The organism is Streptomyces sp. NPDC046727 (genome assembly GCF_040645635.1).
Taxonomy (GTDB): Bacteria; Actinomycetota; Actinomycetes; order Streptomycetales; family Streptomycetaceae; genus Streptomyces.
Genome location: NZ_JBEYYR010000028.1, coordinates 1 through 18,547 on the forward strand (window position 1 = coordinate 1; position 18,547 = coordinate 18,547).

The 18,547-nt window shown below is 72.8% G+C and carries 17 protein-coding genes and 1 pseudogene; 16 read left to right on the plus strand and 2 right to left on the minus strand.

What is annotated here, in order from left to right:
- Nucleotides 1-159: 159 nt before the first annotated feature.
- The 7 genes and pseudogenes from ABZ937_RS28935 (at nucleotide 160) to metK (ending at nucleotide 6,461) form a co-directional block, all read left to right on the plus strand.
- On the plus strand, nucleotides 160-1,266 hold the full coding sequence (locus tag ABZ937_RS28935; protein ID WP_361696271.1) for a quinone-dependent dihydroorotate dehydrogenase: 1,107 nt from the start codon (nucleotides 160-162) through the stop codon (nucleotides 1,264-1,266).
- Complete coding sequence (pyrF, locus tag ABZ937_RS28940; protein WP_361696272.1) at nucleotides 1,263-2,108, plus strand: orotidine-5'-phosphate decarboxylase; 846 nt, start codon at nucleotides 1,263-1,265, stop codon at nucleotides 2,106-2,108. Before ABZ937_RS28935 ends, pyrF begins: the two co-directional genes overlap by 4 nt.
- 299 nt (nucleotides 2,109-2,407) lie before the next feature.
- The gene (locus ABZ937_RS28945) at nucleotides 2,408-2,731 is read left to right on the plus strand and encodes an integration host factor (protein ID WP_003977346.1); all 324 of its coding nucleotides are present in this window, start codon (nucleotides 2,408-2,410) and stop codon (nucleotides 2,729-2,731) included.
- 39 nt (nucleotides 2,732-2,770) lie between these two features.
- Nucleotides 2,771-3,361, plus strand: a pseudogene (gene gmk / locus ABZ937_RS28950) (guanylate kinase); the annotation flags it as partial.
- A 53-nt stretch (nucleotides 3,362-3,414) separates the two neighbouring features.
- A complete protein-coding gene (gene rpoZ / locus ABZ937_RS28955; RefSeq protein ID WP_005319902.1) occupies nucleotides 3,415-3,687 on the plus strand; it encodes a DNA-directed RNA polymerase subunit omega in 273 nt (90 codons plus the stop codon).
- Nucleotides 3,688-3,801: 114 nt separating this feature from the next.
- A complete protein-coding gene (coaBC, locus tag ABZ937_RS28960) occupies nucleotides 3,802-5,004 on the plus strand; it encodes a bifunctional phosphopantothenoylcysteine decarboxylase/phosphopantothenate--cysteine ligase CoaBC (protein WP_361696273.1) in 1,203 nt (400 codons plus the stop codon).
- 248 nt (nucleotides 5,005-5,252) lie between these two features.
- Nucleotides 5,253-6,461: a methionine adenosyltransferase gene (gene metK / locus ABZ937_RS28965; RefSeq protein ID WP_361696274.1), complete on the plus strand. Its 1,209-nt coding sequence runs from the start codon at nucleotides 5,253-5,255 to the stop codon at nucleotides 6,459-6,461.
- A 69-nt stretch (nucleotides 6,462-6,530) separates the two neighbouring features.
- Here the strand turns inward: metK and ABZ937_RS28970 are convergent, their stop codons facing one another.
- The gene (locus tag ABZ937_RS28970) at nucleotides 6,531-7,322 is read right to left on the minus strand and encodes a S1 RNA-binding domain-containing protein (protein WP_361696275.1); all 792 of its coding nucleotides are present in this window, start codon (nucleotides 7,320-7,322) and stop codon (nucleotides 6,531-6,533) included.
- 96 nt (nucleotides 7,323-7,418) lie between these two features.
- Here ABZ937_RS28970 and ABZ937_RS28975 point away from each other — a divergent pair, with 96 nt between their 5' ends.
- A complete protein-coding gene (locus ABZ937_RS28975; RefSeq protein ID WP_361696276.1) occupies nucleotides 7,419-9,578 on the plus strand; it encodes a primosomal protein N' in 2,160 nt (719 codons plus the stop codon).
- 557 nt (nucleotides 9,579-10,135) lie between these two features.
- On the opposite strand, the gene ABZ937_RS28980 is transcribed toward ABZ937_RS28975, so the two are convergent.
- Entirely contained in the window at nucleotides 10,136-10,678 is a 543-nt protein-coding gene (locus tag ABZ937_RS28980) for a hypothetical protein (protein WP_361696277.1), read from the minus strand.
- 278 nt (nucleotides 10,679-10,956) lie between these two features.
- Between ABZ937_RS28980 and fmt the strand changes: the two genes are divergently transcribed.
- The 8 genes from fmt (at nucleotide 10,957) to ABZ937_RS29020 (ending at nucleotide 18,325) form a co-directional block, all read left to right on the plus strand.
- Complete coding sequence (fmt, locus tag ABZ937_RS28985) at nucleotides 10,957-11,889, plus strand: methionyl-tRNA formyltransferase (protein ID WP_361696278.1); 933 nt, start codon at nucleotides 10,957-10,959, stop codon at nucleotides 11,887-11,889.
- 80 nt (nucleotides 11,890-11,969) lie between these two features.
- Nucleotides 11,970-13,388, plus strand: coding sequence for a transcription antitermination factor NusB (locus tag ABZ937_RS28990; RefSeq protein WP_361696279.1), 1,419 nt, complete (start codon nucleotides 11,970-11,972; stop codon nucleotides 13,386-13,388).
- Between the two features lie 120 nt (nucleotides 13,389-13,508).
- A complete protein-coding gene (rpe, locus tag ABZ937_RS28995) occupies nucleotides 13,509-14,195 on the plus strand; it encodes a ribulose-phosphate 3-epimerase (RefSeq protein WP_361696280.1) in 687 nt (228 codons plus the stop codon).
- A gap of 90 nt (nucleotides 14,196-14,285) precedes the next feature.
- Nucleotides 14,286-15,329, plus strand: a complete 1,044-nt coding sequence (locus ABZ937_RS29000) for a sugar-binding domain-containing protein (protein WP_361696281.1) — start codon at nucleotides 14,286-14,288, stop codon at nucleotides 15,327-15,329.
- Between the two features lie 51 nt (nucleotides 15,330-15,380).
- On the plus strand, nucleotides 15,381-15,851 hold the full coding sequence (locus tag ABZ937_RS29005) for a ribonuclease domain-containing protein (protein WP_361696282.1): 471 nt from the start codon (nucleotides 15,381-15,383) through the stop codon (nucleotides 15,849-15,851).
- Nucleotides 15,848-16,177: a barstar family protein gene (locus tag ABZ937_RS29010; protein ID WP_361696283.1), complete on the plus strand. Its 330-nt coding sequence runs from the start codon at nucleotides 15,848-15,850 to the stop codon at nucleotides 16,175-16,177. Before ABZ937_RS29005 ends, ABZ937_RS29010 begins: the two co-directional genes overlap by 4 nt.
- Before the next feature lie 132 nt (nucleotides 16,178-16,309).
- Complete coding sequence (locus tag ABZ937_RS29015; protein ID WP_361696284.1) at nucleotides 16,310-17,752, plus strand: GuaB1 family IMP dehydrogenase-related protein; 1,443 nt, start codon at nucleotides 16,310-16,312, stop codon at nucleotides 17,750-17,752.
- A gap of 90 nt (nucleotides 17,753-17,842) precedes the next feature.
- Nucleotides 17,843-18,325, plus strand: a complete 483-nt coding sequence (locus ABZ937_RS29020; protein ID WP_361696285.1) for a GNAT family N-acetyltransferase — start codon at nucleotides 17,843-17,845, stop codon at nucleotides 18,323-18,325.
- Nucleotides 18,326-18,547 lie beyond the last annotated feature (222 nt).

Below are 18,547 nucleotides of genomic sequence, written 5' to 3' on the forward strand. Positions count from 1 at the left end.
GCCGCGGCCGTCCAGGGCATCGACGCCCTCAACCACGGAGACGTGGGCGTCCGCTCGCTCCAGGAACACGCGGAACACCTGACCGCGGCCCGCGACTAGCAGCAGGCCCTGAGGGGGACACCGGAAACGGTGTCCCCCTCTTCATGAGGACAAAGAGACATGTACGAACTTTTCTTCCGTCTGGTTTTCAAACGGATGGACCCGGAGAAGGCCCACCACCTGGCCTTCCGCTGGATCCGTCTGGCCGTCCGGATCCCCGTGCTGCGCACCTTCGTCGCTGCCGCCCTCGCGCCCCGCTACAAGGAGCTGCGCACCGAGGCCTTCGGGCTGCGGATGCACGGCCCGTTCGGGCTCGCCGCCGGCTTCGACAAGAACGCCGTCGCGATCGACGGGATGTCGATGCTGGGCTTCGACCATGTCGAGATCGGCACGGTCACCGGCGAGCCGCAGCCCGGCAACCCCAAGAAGCGGCTGTTCCGGCTCGTCGCGGACCGCGCGCTGATCAACCGCATGGGCTTCAACAACGACGGCTCGCTGGCCGTGGCGGCCCGCCTGGCGACCCGTGAACCGGTCTTCAGGACGGTCGTCGGCGTCAACATCGGCAAGACCAAGGTCGTCCCGGAGGCGGAAGCCGTCGCCGACTACGTGAAGTCCGCCGAGCGGCTCGCGCCGTACGCGGACTACCTGGTCGTCAACGTCTCCTCGCCCAACACGCCCGGCCTGCGCAACCTCCAGGCCACCGAGGCGCTGCGCCCGCTGCTCACCGCCGTGCGCGAGGCCGCGGACCGCACGGTCGCGAACCGGCGGGTCCCGCTGCTGGTGAAGATCGCCCCCGACCTCGCCGACGAGGACATCGACGCCGTCGCCGACCTGGCCGTGGAGCTGGGCCTGGACGGCATCATCGCCACCAACACCACCATCGCGCGCGAGGGCCTCGGCCTGCGGTCGGCGCCCGCGCTGGTGCAGGAGACCGGCGGCCTGTCCGGGGCCCCGCTCAAGCAGCGCTCCCTGGAGGTCCTGCGCCGCCTGTACGCGCGCGTGGGCGACCGGATCACCCTGGTGGGCGTCGGCGGCATCGAGACCGCCGAGGACGCCTGGCAGCGCATCCTGGCCGGCGCCACGCTGGTCCAGGGGTACAGCGCCTTCATCTACGAGGGCCCCTTCTGGAGCCGCGCCATCCACAAGGGCCTCGCCGCCCGCCTGCGCACCAGCCCGTACGCCACCCTCGCCGACGCGATCGGCGCCGATGTGAGGAAGCTCGCATGAACCCGTTGGAGCCCTTCGGCGCCCGGCTGCGCCGCGCCATGGACGAGCGCGGCCCGCTGTGCGTCGGCATCGACCCGCACGCCTCCCTGCTCGCCGAGTGGGGCCTGGACGACGACGTCACCGGCCTGGAGCGGTTCAGCCGCACGGTCGTCGAGGCCATGGCCGACCGGGTGGCCGTCCTGAAGCCGCAGAGCGCCTTCTTCGAGCGGTTCGGCTCGCGCGGCCTCGCCGTCCTGGAGAAGTCGGTCCAGGAGGCGCGGGCGGCCGGTGCCCTGGTCGTGATGGACGCCAAGCGCGGCGACATCGGCTCGACCATGGCCGCCTACGCCGAGGCGTTCCTGCACCCTGACGCCCCGCTGTTCTCCGACGCCCTGACCGTCTCGCCGTACCTCGGCTACGGCTCGCTGAGCCCGGCCGTCGCCCTGGCCCGGGAGAGCGGCGCCGGCCTGTTCGTGCTGGCCCTGACCTCGAACCCGGAGGGCGGCGAGGTGCAGCACGCGGTCCGCGCCGACGGCCGGACCGTCGGGGCGACCATGCTGGCCCACCTGGCCGCCGAGAACGCGGGAGAGGAGCCGCTGGGCTCCTTCGGCGCGGTCGTCGGCGCCACGCTCGGCGACCTGTCCTCGTACGACCTGGACATCAACGGCCCGCTCCTCGCGCCCGGCATCGGTGCCCAGGGCGCGACCCCCGCCGACCTTCCCGGGGTCTTCGGGACGGCCGTCCGCAACGTCGTGCCGAACGTCAGCCGGGGTGTCCTGCGGCACGGTCCCGACGTCAGCGCGCTGCGGGGTGCGGCCGAGCGGTTCGCGACGGAGATCCAGGCGGCCGTCGGCGCGGCCTGAGCCCCGCGCCGCGTGCCCGGGGGAGCGGGATCGCGCCGACTTGAGTGTGAATACATCCTCAAATCGAGGGCATTATGTCTGAAATGTCCGTCCTGACGGAGGCTGACCAGGACTTTTCCGCTGTTCTCGCTGACTCTGGCGGACTTGCCCGCTAGTCTCCGAGCAGTGGGGACACCTCCCACGCCGTTAAGGCAGTGGGGGAGAACGGGCAGCGTGTTGCTCGTAGCCCCCCAGGTGTGGGGCGACTAGGTTCCTCACCGGTCCGTATCCGACAGTTCGACATCCGAGGTGACGTAGGCGTGGCTCTTCCGCCCCTTACCCCTGAACAGCGCGCAGCCGCGCTCGAAAAGGCCGCCGCGGCTCGCCGGGAGCGGGCCGAGGTCAAGAATCGACTCAAGCACTCCGGCGCCTCCCTGCACGAGGTCATCAAGCAGGGCCAGGAAAACGACGTCATCGGCAAGATGAAGGTCTCCGCCCTCCTTGAGTCGCTGCCGGGCGTCGGCAAGGTCCGCGCCAAGCAGATCATGGAGCGTCTGGGTATCTCCGAGAGCCGCCGCGTGCGGGGTCTCGGTTCCAACCAGATCGCCTCCCTGGAGCGTGAGTTCGGCAGCACCGGCTCCTGAGTCCGCCTCCCCGGCCACGGGGAGTCGGACCGGGAGTCCCGGGCACTCCGGGATTGCTGGAATAATCGCTGCATGAGTGAACGTCCGCGGCTGACCGTGCTCTCCGGCCCCTCGGGGGTCGGCAAGAGCACGGTCGTCGCCCATATGCGCAAGGAACACCCCGAGGTCTGGCTCTCGGTGTCGGCGACCACCCGCAAGCCGCGCCCCGGCGAGCAGCACGGAGTCCACTACTTCTTCGTCACCGACGAGGAGATGGACAAGCTGATCGCCAACGGCGAACTGCTGGAATGGGCCGAGTTCGCCGGCAACCGCTACGGCACGCCCCGCGCGGCCGTGCTGGAGCGGCTGGAGAACGGCGAGCCGGTCCTGCTGGAGATCGATCTCCAGGGCGCCCGGCAGGTCCGCGAGTCCATGTCCGACGCCCAGCTGGTGTTCCTGGCTCCGCCCTCCTGGGAGGAGCTGGTGCGCAGGCTGACCGGCCGGGGGACCGAGCTGCCCGAGGTCATCGAGCGCCGCCTGGACGCCGCGAAGACCGAGCTGGCGGCCGAGCCGGAGTTCGACGTGACCTTGGTCAACACCTCCGTCGAGGACGTGGCTCGCGAGCTGCTAGCCTTGATGGACGTTGTGTGATCGTGACTGTGATCACGATGTCTGATTCTTTCCCATCCATCGGAAGGTAGAGCGTGTCCTCTTCCATCACCGCGCCCGAGGGCATCATCAACCCGCCGATCGACGAGCTTCTTGAGGCGACCGACTCGAAGTACAGCCTCGTGATCTACGCGGCCAAGCGTGCCCGCCAGATCAACGCGTACTACTCGCAGCTCGGTGAGGGTCTCCTTGAGTACGTCGGTCCGCTCGTCGACACCCACGTCCACGAGAAGCCGCTCTCGATCGCGCTGCGCGAGATCAACGCCGGTCTGCTGACGTCCGAGGCCATCGAGGGCCCCGCGCAGTAGTACTTTCACATTGCGTGTGACTTATCCACAGGCCTGGCAGTCGAGCTGCCGGGCCTGTGGTGTGTCATGGAGTCGTACGGTTCCGTCGTACGTTTTCGAGTCCGGGGAGACACGGTGGACAAGCCGAGGGTCGTGCTGGGGGTCAGCGGTGGCATCGCCGCCTACAAGGCCTGCGAGCTGCTGAGAAGGTTCACGGAGTCGGGTCACGACGTCCGCGTGGTGCCCACCGCCTCCGCGCTGCACTTCGTCGGCGCCGCCACCTGGTCCGCGCTGTCCGGCAACCCGGTCGCCACCGAGGTCTGGGACGACGTGCACGAGGTCCCGCACGTCCGCATCGGCCAGCGGGCCGACCTGGTGGTGGTGGCCCCGGCCACCGCCGACATGCTCGCCAAGGCCGCCCACGGCCTCGCCGACGACCTGCTGACCAACACCCTGCTCACCGCCCGCTGCCCGGTGGTCTTCGCCCCCGCGATGCACACGGAGATGTGGGAGCACCCGGCCACCCAGGAGAACGTGGCCACGCTGCGCCGCCGTGGCGCCGTCGTCATCGAGCCCGCCGTCGGCCGCCTCACCGGCGTCGACACCGGCAAGGGCCGGCTGCCCGACCCGGCGGAGATCTTCGAGGTGTGCCGCCGGGTGCTGGCCCGCGGAGTCGGCGAGCCCGACCTCAAGGGCCGGCACGTCGTCGTCTCCGCGGGCGGCACCCGCGAGCCCCTCGACCCGGTCCGCTTCCTCGGCAACCGCTCCTCCGGCAAGCAGGGCTACGCCCTCGCCCGCACCGCCGCGGCCCGCGGCGCCCGGGTGACGCTGGTCTCGGCCAACGCCGGACTGCCCGACCCGGCGGGCGTGGACGTCGTCCGGGTCGGCACCGCCGTGCAGCTGCGCGAGGCCGTCCTCAAGGCCGCCGCGGACGCCGACGCCGTGGTCATGGCCGCCGCCGTCGCCGACTTCCGCCCGGCCGCCTACGCCGCCGGGAAGATCAAGAAGAAGGACGGCCAGGAGCCCGATCCCATCGTCCTGGTGCGAAATCCGGACATCCTCGCGGAGATCTCCGCCGACCGCGCCCGCCCCGGACAGGTGATCGTCGGCTTCGCCGCCGAGACCGACGACGTCCTCGCCAACGGCCGCGCCAAGCTCGCCCGCAAGGGCTGCGACCTGCTCGTGGTCAACGAGGTGGGGGAGCGCAAGACCTTCGGCTCCGAGGAGAACGAGGCCGTCGTGCTGGGCGCCGACGGCAGCGAGACCCCGGTGCCGTACGGCCCCAAGGAGGGCCTGGCCGACACGGTCTGGGACCTCGTCGTACCACGGCTGGACTAACGCCGGCAGTCGTTCGGGCGAACACGGCGTCAGGTTCACGCCACGCTCAAATCGGGCGTGGCGGCCCTGGTCAAGGCCGCTCGACATTGTGCAGAATGCCCGTGCCGCAGGTCACAGCGCTCCCGAGAGGCGAGACGGTGGCCCACCGGCCGAGTGCGACCGATAAACTGTTCGCGGACGACGCCGGGCGCAGCCCCGTGTCGTCCGGAAATGATCAGCCAGCAGCCGCTGCAACCACAGGGAGCGTTGTGTCCCGTCGCCTGTTCACCTCGGAGTCCGTGACCGAGGGTCACCCCGACAAGATCGCTGACCAGATCAGCGACACCATTCTCGACGCGCTTCTGCGCGAGGACCCGACCTCCCGGGTCGCGGTCGAGACCCTGATCACCACCGGCCTGGTCCACGTGGCCGGCGAGGTCACGACCAAGGCCTACGCGGACATCGCGACCCTCGTCCGCAACAAGATCCTCGAGATCGGCTACGACTCCTCCAAGAAGGGCTTCGACGGCGCCTCCTGCGGCGTCTCGGTGTCCATCGGCGCGCAGTCCCCGGACATCGCGCAGGGTGTCGACACGGCGTACGAGTCCCGGGTCGAGGGCGACGAGGACGAGCTGGACCGGCAGGGCGCGGGCGACCAGGGCCTGATGTTCGGCTACGCGTCCGACGAGACGCCCACCCTGATGCCGCTGCCGATCTTCCTGGCCCACCGCCTGTCCAAGCGCCTCTCCGAGGTCCGCAAGAACGGCACCATCCCCTACCTGCGCCCGGACGGCAAGACGCAGGTCACCATCGAGTACGACGGCGACAAGGCCGTCCGCCTCGACACGGTGGTCGTCTCCTCCCAGCACGCCTCCGACATCGACCTGGAGTCGCTGCTCGCCCCCGACATCCGCGAGTTCGTCGTGGAGCCGGAGCTGAAGGCGCTCCTGGACGAGGGCATCAAGCTGGACACCGAGGGCTACCGCCTGCTGGTCAACCCGACCGGCCGTTTCGAGATCGGCGGTCCGATGGGCGACGCCGGCCTGACCGGCCGCAAGATCATCATCGACACCTACGGCGGCATGGCCCGCCACGGTGGCGGCGCCTTCTCCGGCAAGGACCCGTCCAAGGTGGACCGCTCGGCCGCCTACGCGATGCGCTGGGTCGCCAAGAACGTCGTGGCGGCCGGCCTGGCCTCCCGCTGCGAGGTCCAGGTCGCCTACGCGATCGGCAAGGCCGAGCCGGTCGGTCTCTTCGTGGAGACCTTCGGCACCGCCAAGGTCGACCACGAGAAGATCGAGAAGGCGATCGACGAGGTCTTCGACCTCCGTCCGGCCGCGATCATCCGTGACCTCGACCTGCTCCGCCCGATCTACTCCCAGACGGCGGCCTACGGCCACTTCGGCCGCGAGCTGCCCGACTTCACCTGGGAGCGCACGGACCGCGTCGAGGCCCTGCGCGCCGCCGCGGGCCTGTAACCCGGCCCCACCCCTCTCACCGAGGCCCGGCTCTCCCTGCGCGGAGGCCGGGCCCCGGCGTGTTCCGGGTCACTCGGCGGGTGCCAGCCGGATCCGGCGCCGTGGCCGGTCGATCTCCAGGATCCTGACCCGCAACTCCTGCCCTTCCGTGACGGTCCTCCCGGCCAGGTCGTCGACGTGCACGAGTCCTTCCGCGTCCACGCCGATCCGGACGAAGACGCCGAAGGGGACCACCTCGGTGACCGGACCGGACACCATCTCGCCCTCGCACCCGTGCAGCCGCTCCCAGGGGTCCTCCTGCAGGGCCTTGAGCGACAGCGCGACCTGCCCCTGCAGGGTGTCCGCGACCAGCACCTCCGCGGTGATCCGCTCCCCGGGCCCCACCACCTCTGCCGGATGCTCGAAGCGGGACCACGACAGCTCCGGGACGCGCAGGAAACCGGTCCCCGCGTAGACCGGATGCGGGGGCTCGCCGTCGATCCGCACGAAGACACCGAAGGTGTGCACCGAGGACACCGTTCCCGTGACGACGCTTCCGCGCTCGACGCCGAGCAGGAAGCGGCGCAGTGCTGTGTCCTCACAGGCCTTCGCGGAGAGCATGACCCGGCCCTGCCCGTCGGTGCCGGTCACCTCGCCCGTGATCCGCTGCCCCACCGCGCAGACCTCCGACGGATGGCCGGCCCGGCGCCAGGACAGCTCGTACCCGGCGACCCGGCCGGGCGCGGCGTCCGGGCCGTCGTCCAGCCGCACGAGCACGTCGTCGCCGTCGAACCCGGTCACGGTGCCGGACCTCACCTGCCCGGAGCGGGCCGCCAGGCGGGCTCGCAGGTCTTCCAGCGGGGTCGATGCCGATTCGGTCATGGCCGCGAGCCTAGGTCCGTGGTGCCGCCGCCGTCATGAACCCGGGCTGTGCCGGCCGGCCGGGCGTTGTCAGTGGCGTTTGGTAAGAATGCAGGCGTGAGCAGCGAGAACGGGGCGCCCCGGGCGGACGGGGACGGCGGGGCCGAAGCGGCGCCGCCGGAGCAGCTCGCGCTCATCCGGGAGAGCGTGCGGGGGGCCAAGGTGCCCCGGGCGAAACCGCGGACCTGGCGGGGGGCCGCGCTCGCCAAGGAGCTGCCCGTCGCCCGGGTGCTGGTCGACAAGGGCGTACTGCACCTGGACCGGTACTTCGACTACGCCGTGCCCGAGGAGCTGGACGAGCAGGCGCAGCCCGGAGTGCGGGTGCGGGTGCGGTTCGGGGCCGGCCGGCACCGGGTGCGCGAGGGGCGCCGGGAGGGCGGCGGGCTCATCGACGGCTTCCTCGTGGAGCGGCGGGCCGAGTCCGACTACTCCGGGCCGCTGGCCGCGCTCGCCCAGGTCGTCTCCCCGGAGCCGGTGCTGAGCGAGGAACTGCTGGGCCTCGCCCGGGCCGTCGCCGACCGGTACGCGGGCAGCCTCGCCGACGTGCTGCAGCTGGCCGTGCCGCCGCGCAGCGCCCGCGCCGAGCAGCGGCGGTCCCCGGCGCCGCTGCCCCCGCCGAAGGCGCCGGACACCGGCTCCTGGGCGCGCTACGAGCACGGGGCCGCCTTCCTGGACGCGCTGGCCTCCCAAGGGGCGCCCAGGGCCGTGTGGAACGCGCTGCCGGGGCCGCTGTGGAGCGAGGAGCTGGCCCGGGCCGTCGCCGCCACCCTCGCCTCCGGACGCGGCGCCCTCGTCGTCGTACCGGACGGGCGGGCCGCCGCGCGCGTGGACGCCGCGCTGACCGCCCTGCTCGGTACCGGCCGGCACGCGCTGCTCACCGCCGACGCCGGGCCCGAGAAGCGGTACGCGCAGTGGCTGGCGGTGCGCCGCGGTTCCGTGCGTGCCGTCGTCGGGACGCGGGCGGCGATGTTCGCGCCCGTGCAGGACCTGGGGCTCGTCGCCATCTGGGACGACGGGGACGACAGCCACAGCGAGCAGCACGCCCCGCAGCCGCACGCCCGCGATGTCCTCCTGCTGCGCGCCGCGCTGGACAAGTGCGCCTTTCTGCTGGGCGGTTGGAGCTGCACCGTGGAGGCCGCCCAGCTGGTCGAGAGCGGCTGGGCCCGGCCCCTGGTCGCCGGGCGGGAGCAGGTGCGCCGGACCGCGCCTCTCGTCCGGACGGTCGGGGACGGCGACCTCGCGCGCGACGAGGCCGCCCGCGCCGCCCGGCTGCCCACCCTCGCCTGGCAGGCGGCCCGCGAGGGGCTGCGGCACGGGCCGGTGCTGGTGCAGGTGCCCCGGCGCGGATACGCGCCCCGCATGGCCTGCGACCGGTGCCGGGCGCCCGCCCGCTGCCGGCACTGCTCCGGACCGCTCGAAGGGCAGGACGGCGGCGTCCTGAGATGCGGGTGGTGCGGACGTGAGGAGAGCGCCTGGCACTGCCCGGAGTGCGGCGGCTTCCGGCTCCGCGCCCAGGTCGTCGGCGCGCGCCGGACCGCCGAGGAACTGGGGCGGGCCTTCCCCGCCGTACCGGTGCGCACCTCGGGGCGCGAGCATGTGCTGGACACCGTCCCGGACGCGCCCGCGCTGGTCGTCAGCACGCCGGGCGCCGAACCCGTCGCCGAGGGCGGCTACGCGGCGGCCCTGCTGCTGGACGGCTGGGCCATGCTCGTACGACCCGATCTGCGGGCCGGTGAGGACGCGCTGCGCCGGTGGATCGCGGCCGGCGCGCTGGTGCGACCGCAGGGCGAGGGCGGCACCGTGGTCGTGGTGGCCGAGCCGACCCTGCGGCCCGTACAGGCACTGGTGCGCTGGGACCCCGTCGGGCATGCCGTGCGGGAGCTGGCCGAGCGGGCCGAGCTGGGCTTCCCGCCGGTGTCCCGGATGGCGGCCGTGTCCGGGCCGCCCGCCGCCGTCGCCGAGTTCCTGGCGGCGGTCGAACTGCCGTCGGACGCCGAGCTGCTGGGGCCGGTGCCGCTGCCGCCCCCGCCGCCCGGCCGACCGCGCAGACCCGGCGCACCGCCGCCCGGTGAGCACTGGGAGCGGGCGCTCGTCCGCGTGCCGCCCGGCAGCGGGGCCGCGCTGGCCGCCGCGCTGAAGACCGCGCAGGCGGCGCGCATGGCACGGGGGAGCGGGGAGGCGGTCCGGGTCCGGATCGACCCACCGGACATCGGCTGAGCCGCCACCACTTCGGGCGCCGGCCCGTCTCGCCACCGGGCGCCCCGCGTATTCGCTGTCATGCCTGGGCTTCTGCTGCCGGGGACGCCGGGCGCTTTCTTTGCTGTGCCCGGGCTTCCGCAGTCGGGGGCGCCCGGCACTTTCGCTGTCGCGCCCGCGCTGTTGCGGCCAGGGGCGCCCGGTGCTCTTGCTGCCCGGCGCCCCGCGTATCCGCTGCCCTGCCTGGGCTTCTGCTGCCGGGGACGCGGGGTGCTTTCGCTGCCGTGTCCGGGCTTCTGTTGCCGGGGGCGCGCCGCGCTTTCGCTGCCGTGTCCGGGCTTCCGGAGGCGGGGGCGCCTGGCGCTTGCTCTGCCGTGCCCGCGCTTCTGCTGCCAGAGACGCCTGGCGCTGTCGCTGTCGTGCCCGCGCTTCTGCTGTCGAGGGCGCCCGGCGCTTTCGCTGCCGTGCCCGCGCCTCTGCTGCCAGGGAGGTCCGGCGTTCTCGCCTCCGGGATGCCCCGGCACACGGCTGCCCTCCCGGAGGCGGCCCGGGAGGGCAGGGTGGGGACGACGATGGCGTCAGCCGTTGCGCGGGCCGGGGAAGGCCGTCGGCCGGGCGTCGTCGCGCAGCGTCGGGCTGCCCGCGGTGGGCTGGGTGGGCATGGAGCGGGCCGCGGGGACCGTCGGCACCGTGGGCAGACCCGTGTTCACGTTGATCGTGCGGGTGCCGGACGGCTCCGGCGTACGCTCCGCCTCGGCCGCCGCCTGGGCCGCGGCGCGGCGGGCGCCGTACCGGCGGTGCACCGCCTGCTTGGTGACCCCGAGCGCCGAGCCCACCGCGTCCCACGAGAAGCCGAGTGAGCGGTCGAAGTCCACGGCGGCCGTCACCAGGGTTTCGACACTGTCCCGGAGCTCCTGGGCGAGGCGCACCGTCGGGGCGGGGGCGCGTCCGTAGACGACGAACCCCGTGGACGGGCCGGAGCGGCGCGGGCGGTAGACATTGCCCAGCTGGGCGGTGAGCGTGCGCAGCGCGTCCACCTGGCGGCGGACCCGCTCGATGTCCCGCACCAGCAAGTGCAGGCTGGCCCGGGCCTGGGCGTCGTGGGTTGCGTGGTCGGCCATGAACAAGCCTCTCGAACCGGCGTTGAAAGGAATTGGGCCGCGAAAGCGGCCCGATGTGGTCAACTCTTTCTTGACCAACGCGTCTGCGCTCCGCTGGTCACGGGGTGGGGGCGTACGGGCATATGCGTACGCCGCGCGGTCACCCGCGCGCCGCCCGATTCCCGTCGGCCGGGAGGCCGGACGAGCCGTGGGGGTGCTCGCCGTCGGCGTCCCCGCGTCCATGGTCATAGACTGGTGCGCTGCCCGCCGACCCCCGCCCGAGAGGCCCGATCCCGCCCATGAAGCTCGTCTTCGCCGGCACCCCCGAGGTCGCCGTTCCCGCTCTGGACGCTCTGCTCGCCTCCGGGCGGCACGAGGTGGCCGCCGTCGTCACGCGGCCCGACGCGCCGGCCGGGCGCGGGCGCAGGCTGGTCGCGTCGCCCGTGGCCGAGCGGGCGGAGGAGGCCGGGATCGAGGTGCTGAAGCCGCTGAAGCCCCGGGACCCGGCGTTCCTGGAGCGGCTGAAGGAGATCGCGCCCGACTGCTGCCCGGTCGTCGCCTACGGCGCACTGCTGCCGAAAGCCGCCCTGGACATCCCGGCCCACGGCTGGGTCAACCTCCACTTCTCGCTGCTGCCCGCCTGGCGCGGTGCCGCGCCCGTGCAGCACGCCATCATGGCGGGCGACGAGATCACCGGGGCGTCCACCTTCCTCATCGAGGAGGGCCTGGACTCCGGGCCCGTGTACGGCACCGTGACCGAGGAGATCCGGCCCACCGACACCAGCGGTGACCTGCTCACCCGGCTCGCCTTCGCGGGCGCCGGACTGCTCGCGGCGACCATGGACGGCATCGCGGACGGCAGCCTGAAGGCCGTACCGCAGCCCGCCGAGGGCATCACCGTCGCGCCGAAGATCACCGTCGAGGACGCCGAGGTGGACTGGGCGGCGCCCGCGCTGCGCGTCGACCGGGTCGTGCGCGGCTGCACTCCGGCGCCCGGTGCCTGGACCACCTTCCGCGGCGAGCGGCTCAAGCTCATCCAGGTCACGCCGGTGCCCGAGCGGACGGACCTGGCGCCGCGGCAGCTCGCCGTCGGCAAGAACAGCGTCCACGTGGGCACCGGTTCCTACGCCGTCGAGCTGCTCTGGGTGCAGGCCCAGGGCAAGAAGCCGATGCGGGCGGCCGACTGGGCCCGCGGGGTGCGCATCACGGAGGGCGAGACACTCGGCGGCTGACGCCCCGGACGGCAGGGGCCCGGGCGTGCCGACGTAGGCTGGAGGCGCATCCTCTTCTTCACACCCGGAGCACATTTTTCGTGAGCGAGCAGTCCCGGCGGCCCCGCAAGCCCGCCAAGCCCTACCGCCGTCCCCAGAAGGACCCCGTCCGCATCCTGGCCTTCGAGGCGCTGCGGGCGGTGGACGAGCGGGACGCGTACGCCAACCTCGTGCTGCCCCCGCTGCTGCGGAAGGCCCGCGAGAAGGGCGACTTCGACGCCCGGGACGCCGCGCTCGCCACCGAGCTGGTGTACGGCACGCTGCGCCGGCAGGGTACGTACGACGCCGTCATCGCCGCCTGTGTCGACCGGCCGCTGCGCGAGGTCGACCCGCCGGTGCTCGACGTGCTCAGCCTGGGCGCGCACCAGTTGCTCGGCACGCGCATCCCGACGCACGCCGCCGTGTCCGCCTCGGTGGAGCTGGCCCGGGTGGTGCTCGGCGACGGGCGGGCCAAGTTCGTCAACGCCGTGCTCCGCAAGATCGCGCAGGACGACCTCCAGGGCTGGATCGAGAAGGTCGCGCCGCCGTACGACGAGGATCCCGAGGACCACCTCGCGGTCGTGCACTCGCACCCCCGCTGGGTCGTCTCCGCGCTCTGGGACTCCCTCGGCGGCGGCCGGGCCGGCATCGAGGAGCTGCTGGCGGCGGACAACGAACGGCCCGAGGTGACGCTGGTCGCCCGGCCCGGGCGGGCCACCACCGAGGAGCTGCTCCGCGAGGAAGCCGCCGTACCCGGCCGCTGGTCGCCGTACGCCGTGCGGCTCGCCGAGGGCGGCGAGCCGGGCGCGGTCGAGGCCGTGCGCGAGGGGCGGGCCGGCGTCCAGGACGAGGGCAGCCAGCTGGTCGCCCTCGCCCTGGCGAACGCCCCGCTCGACGGGCCCGACGAGAAGTGGCTCGACGGATGCGCCGGTCCGGGCGGCAAGGCCGCGCTACTGGCCGCGCTCGCCGCCGAGCGCGGGGCCGCGCTGCTCGCCTCCGAGAAGCAGCCGCACCGGGCCGGTCTGGTGGCCAAGGCCCTGCACGGCAACCCCGGGCCGTACCAGGTCATCGCCGCCGACGGCACCCGTCCGCCGTGGCGGCCCGGCACCTTCGACCGGGTCCTGATGGACGTGCCCTGCACCGGCCTCGGCGCCCTCCGCCGCCGCCCCGAGGCCCGCTGGCGCCGCCGCCCGGACGACCTGGAGAGCTTCGCCCCGCTCCAGCGCGCCCTGCTGCGCACCGCCCTCGACGCCGTGCGCGTGGGCGGGGTCGTCGGGTACGCCACCTGCTCCCCGCACCTCGCCGAGACCCGCGCGGTGGTCCAGGACGTGCTCAAGCAACGCCCGGACACGGAGCTTCTCGACGCCCGCCCCCTCCTCCCGGGCGTCCCGGCCCTGGGCGAGGGACCCGACGTCCAGCTGTGGCCGCATCTGCACGGCACGGACGCGATGTACCTGGCCCTGATCCGTCGTACCGGCTGACGGGACGGCCGCGCCCGGCGCTGTCCACAGGCGGTCACCTGTCGTCGTACCAGTACGATGAACGACCCAGCCTGTGGACGGTTGCGAACATCAGTGCCCCGGGCATGGCAGGCTTGGGTCATGGCCGTGCAGATCAACCCCAGCATCCTGTCCGCCGACTTCGCCCGCCTCGCGGAGGAGGCCAAGGCGGTTCAAGGCGCCGACTGGCTCCATGTCGACGTCATGGACAACCATTTCGTCCCGAACCTCACGCTCGGCGTGCCGGTCGTGGAGTCCCTGGCCCGTGCGACGGACACCCCGCTGGACTGCCACCTGATGATCGAGGACCCCGACCGGTGGGCCCCGCAGTACGTCGAGGCGGGGGCTTCGTCCGTCACCTTCCACGTGGAGGCCGCCGCCGCCCCCGTGCGGCTCGCCCGGGAGATCCGCGCCAAGGGCGCCCGCGCCTCCATGGCGCTCAAGCCCGCCACGCCGATCGAGCCGTTCGAGGATCTCCTGCCGGAACTCGACATGCTGCTGATCATGACGGTCGAGCCCGGTTTCGGCGGTCAGGCGTTCCTCGACATCATGCTGCCGAAGATCCGCCGCACCCGTGAGCTGATCGGCAAGCACGGTCTGCAGCTGTGGCTGCAGGTGGACGGCGGTGTCTCGGCCTCGACGATCGAGCGGTGCGCGGACGCGGGAGCGGACGTGTTCGTAGCCGGGTCGGCCGTCTACGGTGCGCAGGACCCGGCGGAAGCGGTACGTGCCCTGCGCACACAGGCGGAGACGGCCACCGCCAAGGCGTCCTGGGCATGCGACCACTGAGCCACGGCCAAGTGAACGCTTGAGTGAACGCCGCCCATCAGGGCAGATCAGTCGCGCCGAATCTGCAAGGATGAACGGCGAATCCAGAGTGTGAACAGCAGTGAGGAGATCGCCGTGTCGGGTATGTCGGCGGGCCGGTCAGCCATGCGGATGGGACCCGCTGAGCTGGTGCAGGCGGCGGCCATGGCCCGCCGCTTCTACCTCGAGGGCAAGTCCAAGATCCAGATCGCGGAGGAGTTCGGCGTCAGCCGCTTCAAGGTGGCCCGGGTCCTGGAGACGGCCCTCGAACGGGATCTCGTGCGCATCGAGATCCGCGTGCCGGCCGAACTGGACGCAGAGCGCTCCGACGCGCTCCGCGCCCGGTACGGCCTGAGGCACGCCGTCGTGGTCGAGTCCCCGGCCGAGGCCGAGGAGACCCCGGACCCCGAGAACCTCGGGGAGGTCGCCGCCGACCTGCTCGGCGAACTCGTCAACGAGGGGGACGTGCTCGGGCTGGCCTGGGGCCGGTCCACCATCCACATGGCCGCCGCGCTCGGCAAGCTGCCGCCGTGCACGGTCGTGCAGCTGACGGGCGTGTACGACGCCGGGACCGCCGAGCGGGGCTCGGTGGAGGCCGTGCGCCGGGCCGCCCAGGTGTCGGGCGGCGACGCGCACCCGATCTACGCGCCGATGCTGCTGCCGGACGCGGCCACCGCGGTGGCGCTGCGCCACCAGACCGGGATCGCCCGGGCCTTCGAGTACTTCGACAAGGTCACGGTCGCCTGTGTCTCCATCGGTTCCTGGGAACCGGGTATCTCGACCGTGCACGACATGCTCAGCGACGAGGAGCGGGCGCACTACGCCTCGCTCGGTGTCGCCGCCGAGATGTCGGCACACCTCTTCGACGCCGAAGGGCGCCGGATCGGGCGGGACCTGGGGGAGCGGTGCATCACGGTCAAGGCCGACCAGCTGCGCCGTATCCCGGAGGTCGTGGCGATCGCGGGCGGGCAGCGCAAGGCCGCCGCGATCGACGCGGTGCTGCGCTCCGGCCTGGTCACCAGCCTGGTGACCGACACCTCGGCCGCCGACTACCTGATGACGGCGGGCCCGACGCCGAAGCCGGCGCTCAGCCGTGCGGACCCGGACGGGGCCTGACCGCGGGTCGTGGCGCCGTCGTGACGGGGCGGCCGTGGCAGCATCGGCGGCATGCTGCTGCGGTTCGTCCCCCGTGCGCCCGGTGGGTCCGTGTGCCGTGCGCTCGCGGGACTGCTCGTCGTCCTCGCCGTCCTGCTCACCGGATGCTCGACGAGCACGGGTACCGGCCCCGGGGCGGGCACGGGTTCGGCTTCGCGGTCGAGTCCGGCCGCTGTCGGCGCGTCCACCCCGGCGTGGGCCCGCGGCACGGCCACCGTCCGGGAGGCCCGGCTCCCCGCCGAGGCGCGGCGGACGCTCGCGCTCATCGACCGGGGCGGCCCCTTCCCGTACGCCAGGGACGGCGTCGTGTTCGGGAACTTCGAGGGGCACCTGCCGAAGCACCGGCGCGGCTACTACCACGAGTACACCGTGCGGACGCCCGGATCACGCGACCGCGGGGCCCGGCGCATCGTCACCGGTCAGGGCGGGGAGATCTACTACACCGATGATCACTACGAATCGTTCCGGGCGGTGCTGAGATGACGGAAGACCCGGGCGGCCGGTACACGGTCACCCTGGACCTGGACGGTGTCACGGGCAAGGCGGATCTGATGGACCGGGCCGCCCGGGCCCTGGCCCTGCCCGACTGGTTCGGCCGGAACTGGGACGCGCTGGCCGACTCCCTCTCGGATCACACGGTCTGGCCCGAGGCCGCCGTGCGGCAGGGGCTGCTGATCGTCGTACGGGGCTGGCGGGCGTACGCCGAGGCGGAGCCGGACGAGTGGCGGATCGCCGAGGAGGTCTTCGCGGAGGCGGCGGACCGCACGCCCGCCCTCACCGTCGCCCTCGCCCTTGGAGGATCGTCCTAAGGGCCCTCCGACCAGCCTGGATGTTTTGTGGGGGCATGACAGCCATCCCGCCATGGGACAATGAAGTACGTGCTCTTTCCCCCTGGCACACCTGTCCGGGGGTCACCTCTGATCGACTGGGATGTGCAGCACGTGCGTTTCCTCAATGACATCCAGCCCGCGTACGACCTGACGTACGACGACGTGTTCATGGTGCCGAGCCGCTCCGCGGTGGGCTCGCGCCAGGGCGTGGACCTCTCCTCGCCGGACGGCACGGGCACCACCATCCCGCTCGTCGTCGCCAACATGACCGCCATCGCCGGCCGCCGTATGGCCGAGACGATGGCCCGCCGCGGCGGCCTCGTGGTGATCCCGCAGGACATCCCGATCGACGTCGTCACCGACGTGATCTCCTGGGTGAAGAGCCGCCACCTGGTGCTGGACACCCCGATCGTGCTGGCCCCGCACCAGACCGTCGCCGACGCCCTGGCCCTGCTGCCCAAGCGGGCCCACAACGCGGGCGTGGTCGTCGACGAGAACCACCGGCCCGTCGGTGTCGTCACCGACCAGGACCTGACCGGTGTCGACCGCTTCACCCAGCTCGAAGTGGTCATGTCCAAGGACCTGCTCCTGCTGGACGCCGACATAGACCCGCGCGAGGCCTTCAACACCCTCGACGCGCACAACCGCCGCTACGCGCCCGCCGTCGACAAGGACGGCAAGCTCGCCGGCATCCTCACCCGCAAGGGCGCCCTGCGCGCCACGCTGTACACCCCGGCCGTCGACGCGAACGGCAAGCTGCGCATCGCCGCGGCCGTCGGCATCAACGGCGACGTGGCGGGCAAGGCCAAGCAGCTGCTCGACGCGGGCGTGGACACGCTCGTCATCGACACCGCGCACGGCCACCAGGAGTCGATGATCAGCGCCATCAGGCTGGTGCGCGCCCTCGACCCGCAGGTGCCGATCGTCGCGGGCAACATCGTCTCCGCCGAGGGCGTCAAGGACCTCATCGACGCCGGTGCGGACATCATCAAGGTCGGTGTCGGCCCGGGCGCCATGTGCACCACCCGCATGATGACCGGCGTGGGCCGCCCGCAGTTCTCCGCGGTGCTGGAGTGCGCCGCCGAGGCCAAGAAGTACGGCAAGCACGTGTGGGCCGACGGCGGTGTCCGGCACCCGCGTGACGTGGCGATGGCCCTCGCCGCCGGTGCGTCCAACGTGATGGTCGGCTCGTGGTTCGCCGGTACGTACGAGTCGCCGGGCGACCTCCAGCACGACGCCGACGGGCGCGCCTACAAGGAGTCCTTCGGCATGGCGTCCGCGCGCGCGGTGGCCAACCGCACGTCCGAGGAGTCGGCGTACGACCGGGCCCGCAAGGGGCTGTTCGAGGAGGGCATCTCCACCTCCCGCATGTTCCTCGACCCGGCCCGCCCGGGCGTCGAGGACCTGATCGACTCGGTCATCGCGGGCGTCCGCTCCTCCTGCACCTACGCCGGCGCCGGCTCCCTCGAGGAGTTCGCCGAGAAGGCCATCGTCGGCATCCAGAGCGCGGCCGGCTACGCCGAGGGCAAGCCGCTGCACGCCAGCTGGAGCTGATCCTCAACTGCCTTCCGTACGGCCCCCGTTGATCCCGCGCCCGGGAAATTCGGGGGCCGTCGGCGTGCCCGCTGTCCTACGGTCGGCCGCATGGACATCACCGTGTGCCGGGCCTGTGATGTGGCCCTCCTCGACCAGTACCTGGGCTCGCCCGGCCTGACCTCCTTCCACGCCCGGCGCTTCGCGCGCCAGCAGGCCGGTGAGAGCACCTATCTCATCGGCCGGCTGGACGGGCGGCCCGTCGGCCACGCCGAGATGCGCTGGACGGGCTGCAGGGCGCCGGAGATCACCGCCGACTGCCCGGAGATCGGCGGGCTGGAGATCGGCGCCGAGCTGCGCTCACGCGGGCTCGGGAGCGCCCTGATCCGCGCCTGCGAGGACCTGGCCCGCGAACGCGGCCTGCCGCTCGTGGGCATCGGCGTCGCCCGCGACAACCCGCGCGCGGCGGCCCTGTACGCCCGGCTCGGCTACCGGCCGCTGGCCGACTACCTGGACCGCTACTCGTACGTCGACACGGACGGCCGCGAGCGCGAGTGCGTGGACCCCTGCACCTTCCTCACCAAGGGGTTGTGAAAGGGGCCGGTGAGGTGGCTGTGCAACGGTCGACAGCCCGCGTGCAACGATTTGTCATTCCGGGCCGATGAACGCAATGATCATGCGGGGATGCGCAAGGTTGCTGCATTACGCCCGTGAAGGCCCGCCTCATAGGGTGCTGCGCTAGTACGTGGTGTGGCGGGGACCCCGCTCGGTGGGTTCCTGCGCTCGCAGGCCCACCGGTCCCCCTCCGCGAGGGCC

Bases quoted from the DNA above. Each gene is read 5' to 3' on its own strand.
- fmt (WP_361696278.1), top strand. From the start codon at position 10,957: ATGAAGCTCGTCTTCGCCGGCACCCCCGAGGTCGCCGTTCCCGCTCTG.
- ABZ937_RS29020 (WP_361696285.1), top strand. From the start codon at position 17,843: ATGGACATCACCGTGTGCCGGGCCTGTGATGTGGCCCTCCTCGACCAG.
- ABZ937_RS28935 (WP_361696271.1), top strand. From the start codon at position 160: ATGTACGAACTTTTCTTCCGTCTGGTTTTCAAACGGATGGACCCGGAG.
- ABZ937_RS29010 (WP_361696283.1), top strand. From the start codon at position 15,848: ATGACGGAAGACCCGGGCGGCCGGTACACGGTCACCCTGGACCTGGAC.
- pyrF (WP_361696272.1), top strand. From the start codon at position 1,263: ATGAACCCGTTGGAGCCCTTCGGCGCCCGGCTGCGCCGCGCCATGGAC.
- ABZ937_RS28970 (WP_361696275.1), bottom strand. From the start codon at position 7,322: ATGACCGAATCGGCATCGACCCCGCTGGAAGACCTGCGAGCCCGCCTG.
- ABZ937_RS29005 (WP_361696282.1), top strand. From the start codon at position 15,381: ATGCTGCTGCGGTTCGTCCCCCGTGCGCCCGGTGGGTCCGTGTGCCGT.
- ABZ937_RS28980 (WP_361696277.1), bottom strand. From the start codon at position 10,678: ATGGCCGACCACGCAACCCACGACGCCCAGGCCCGGGCCAGCCTGCAC.
- rpe (WP_361696280.1), top strand. From the start codon at position 13,509: ATGGCCGTGCAGATCAACCCCAGCATCCTGTCCGCCGACTTCGCCCGC.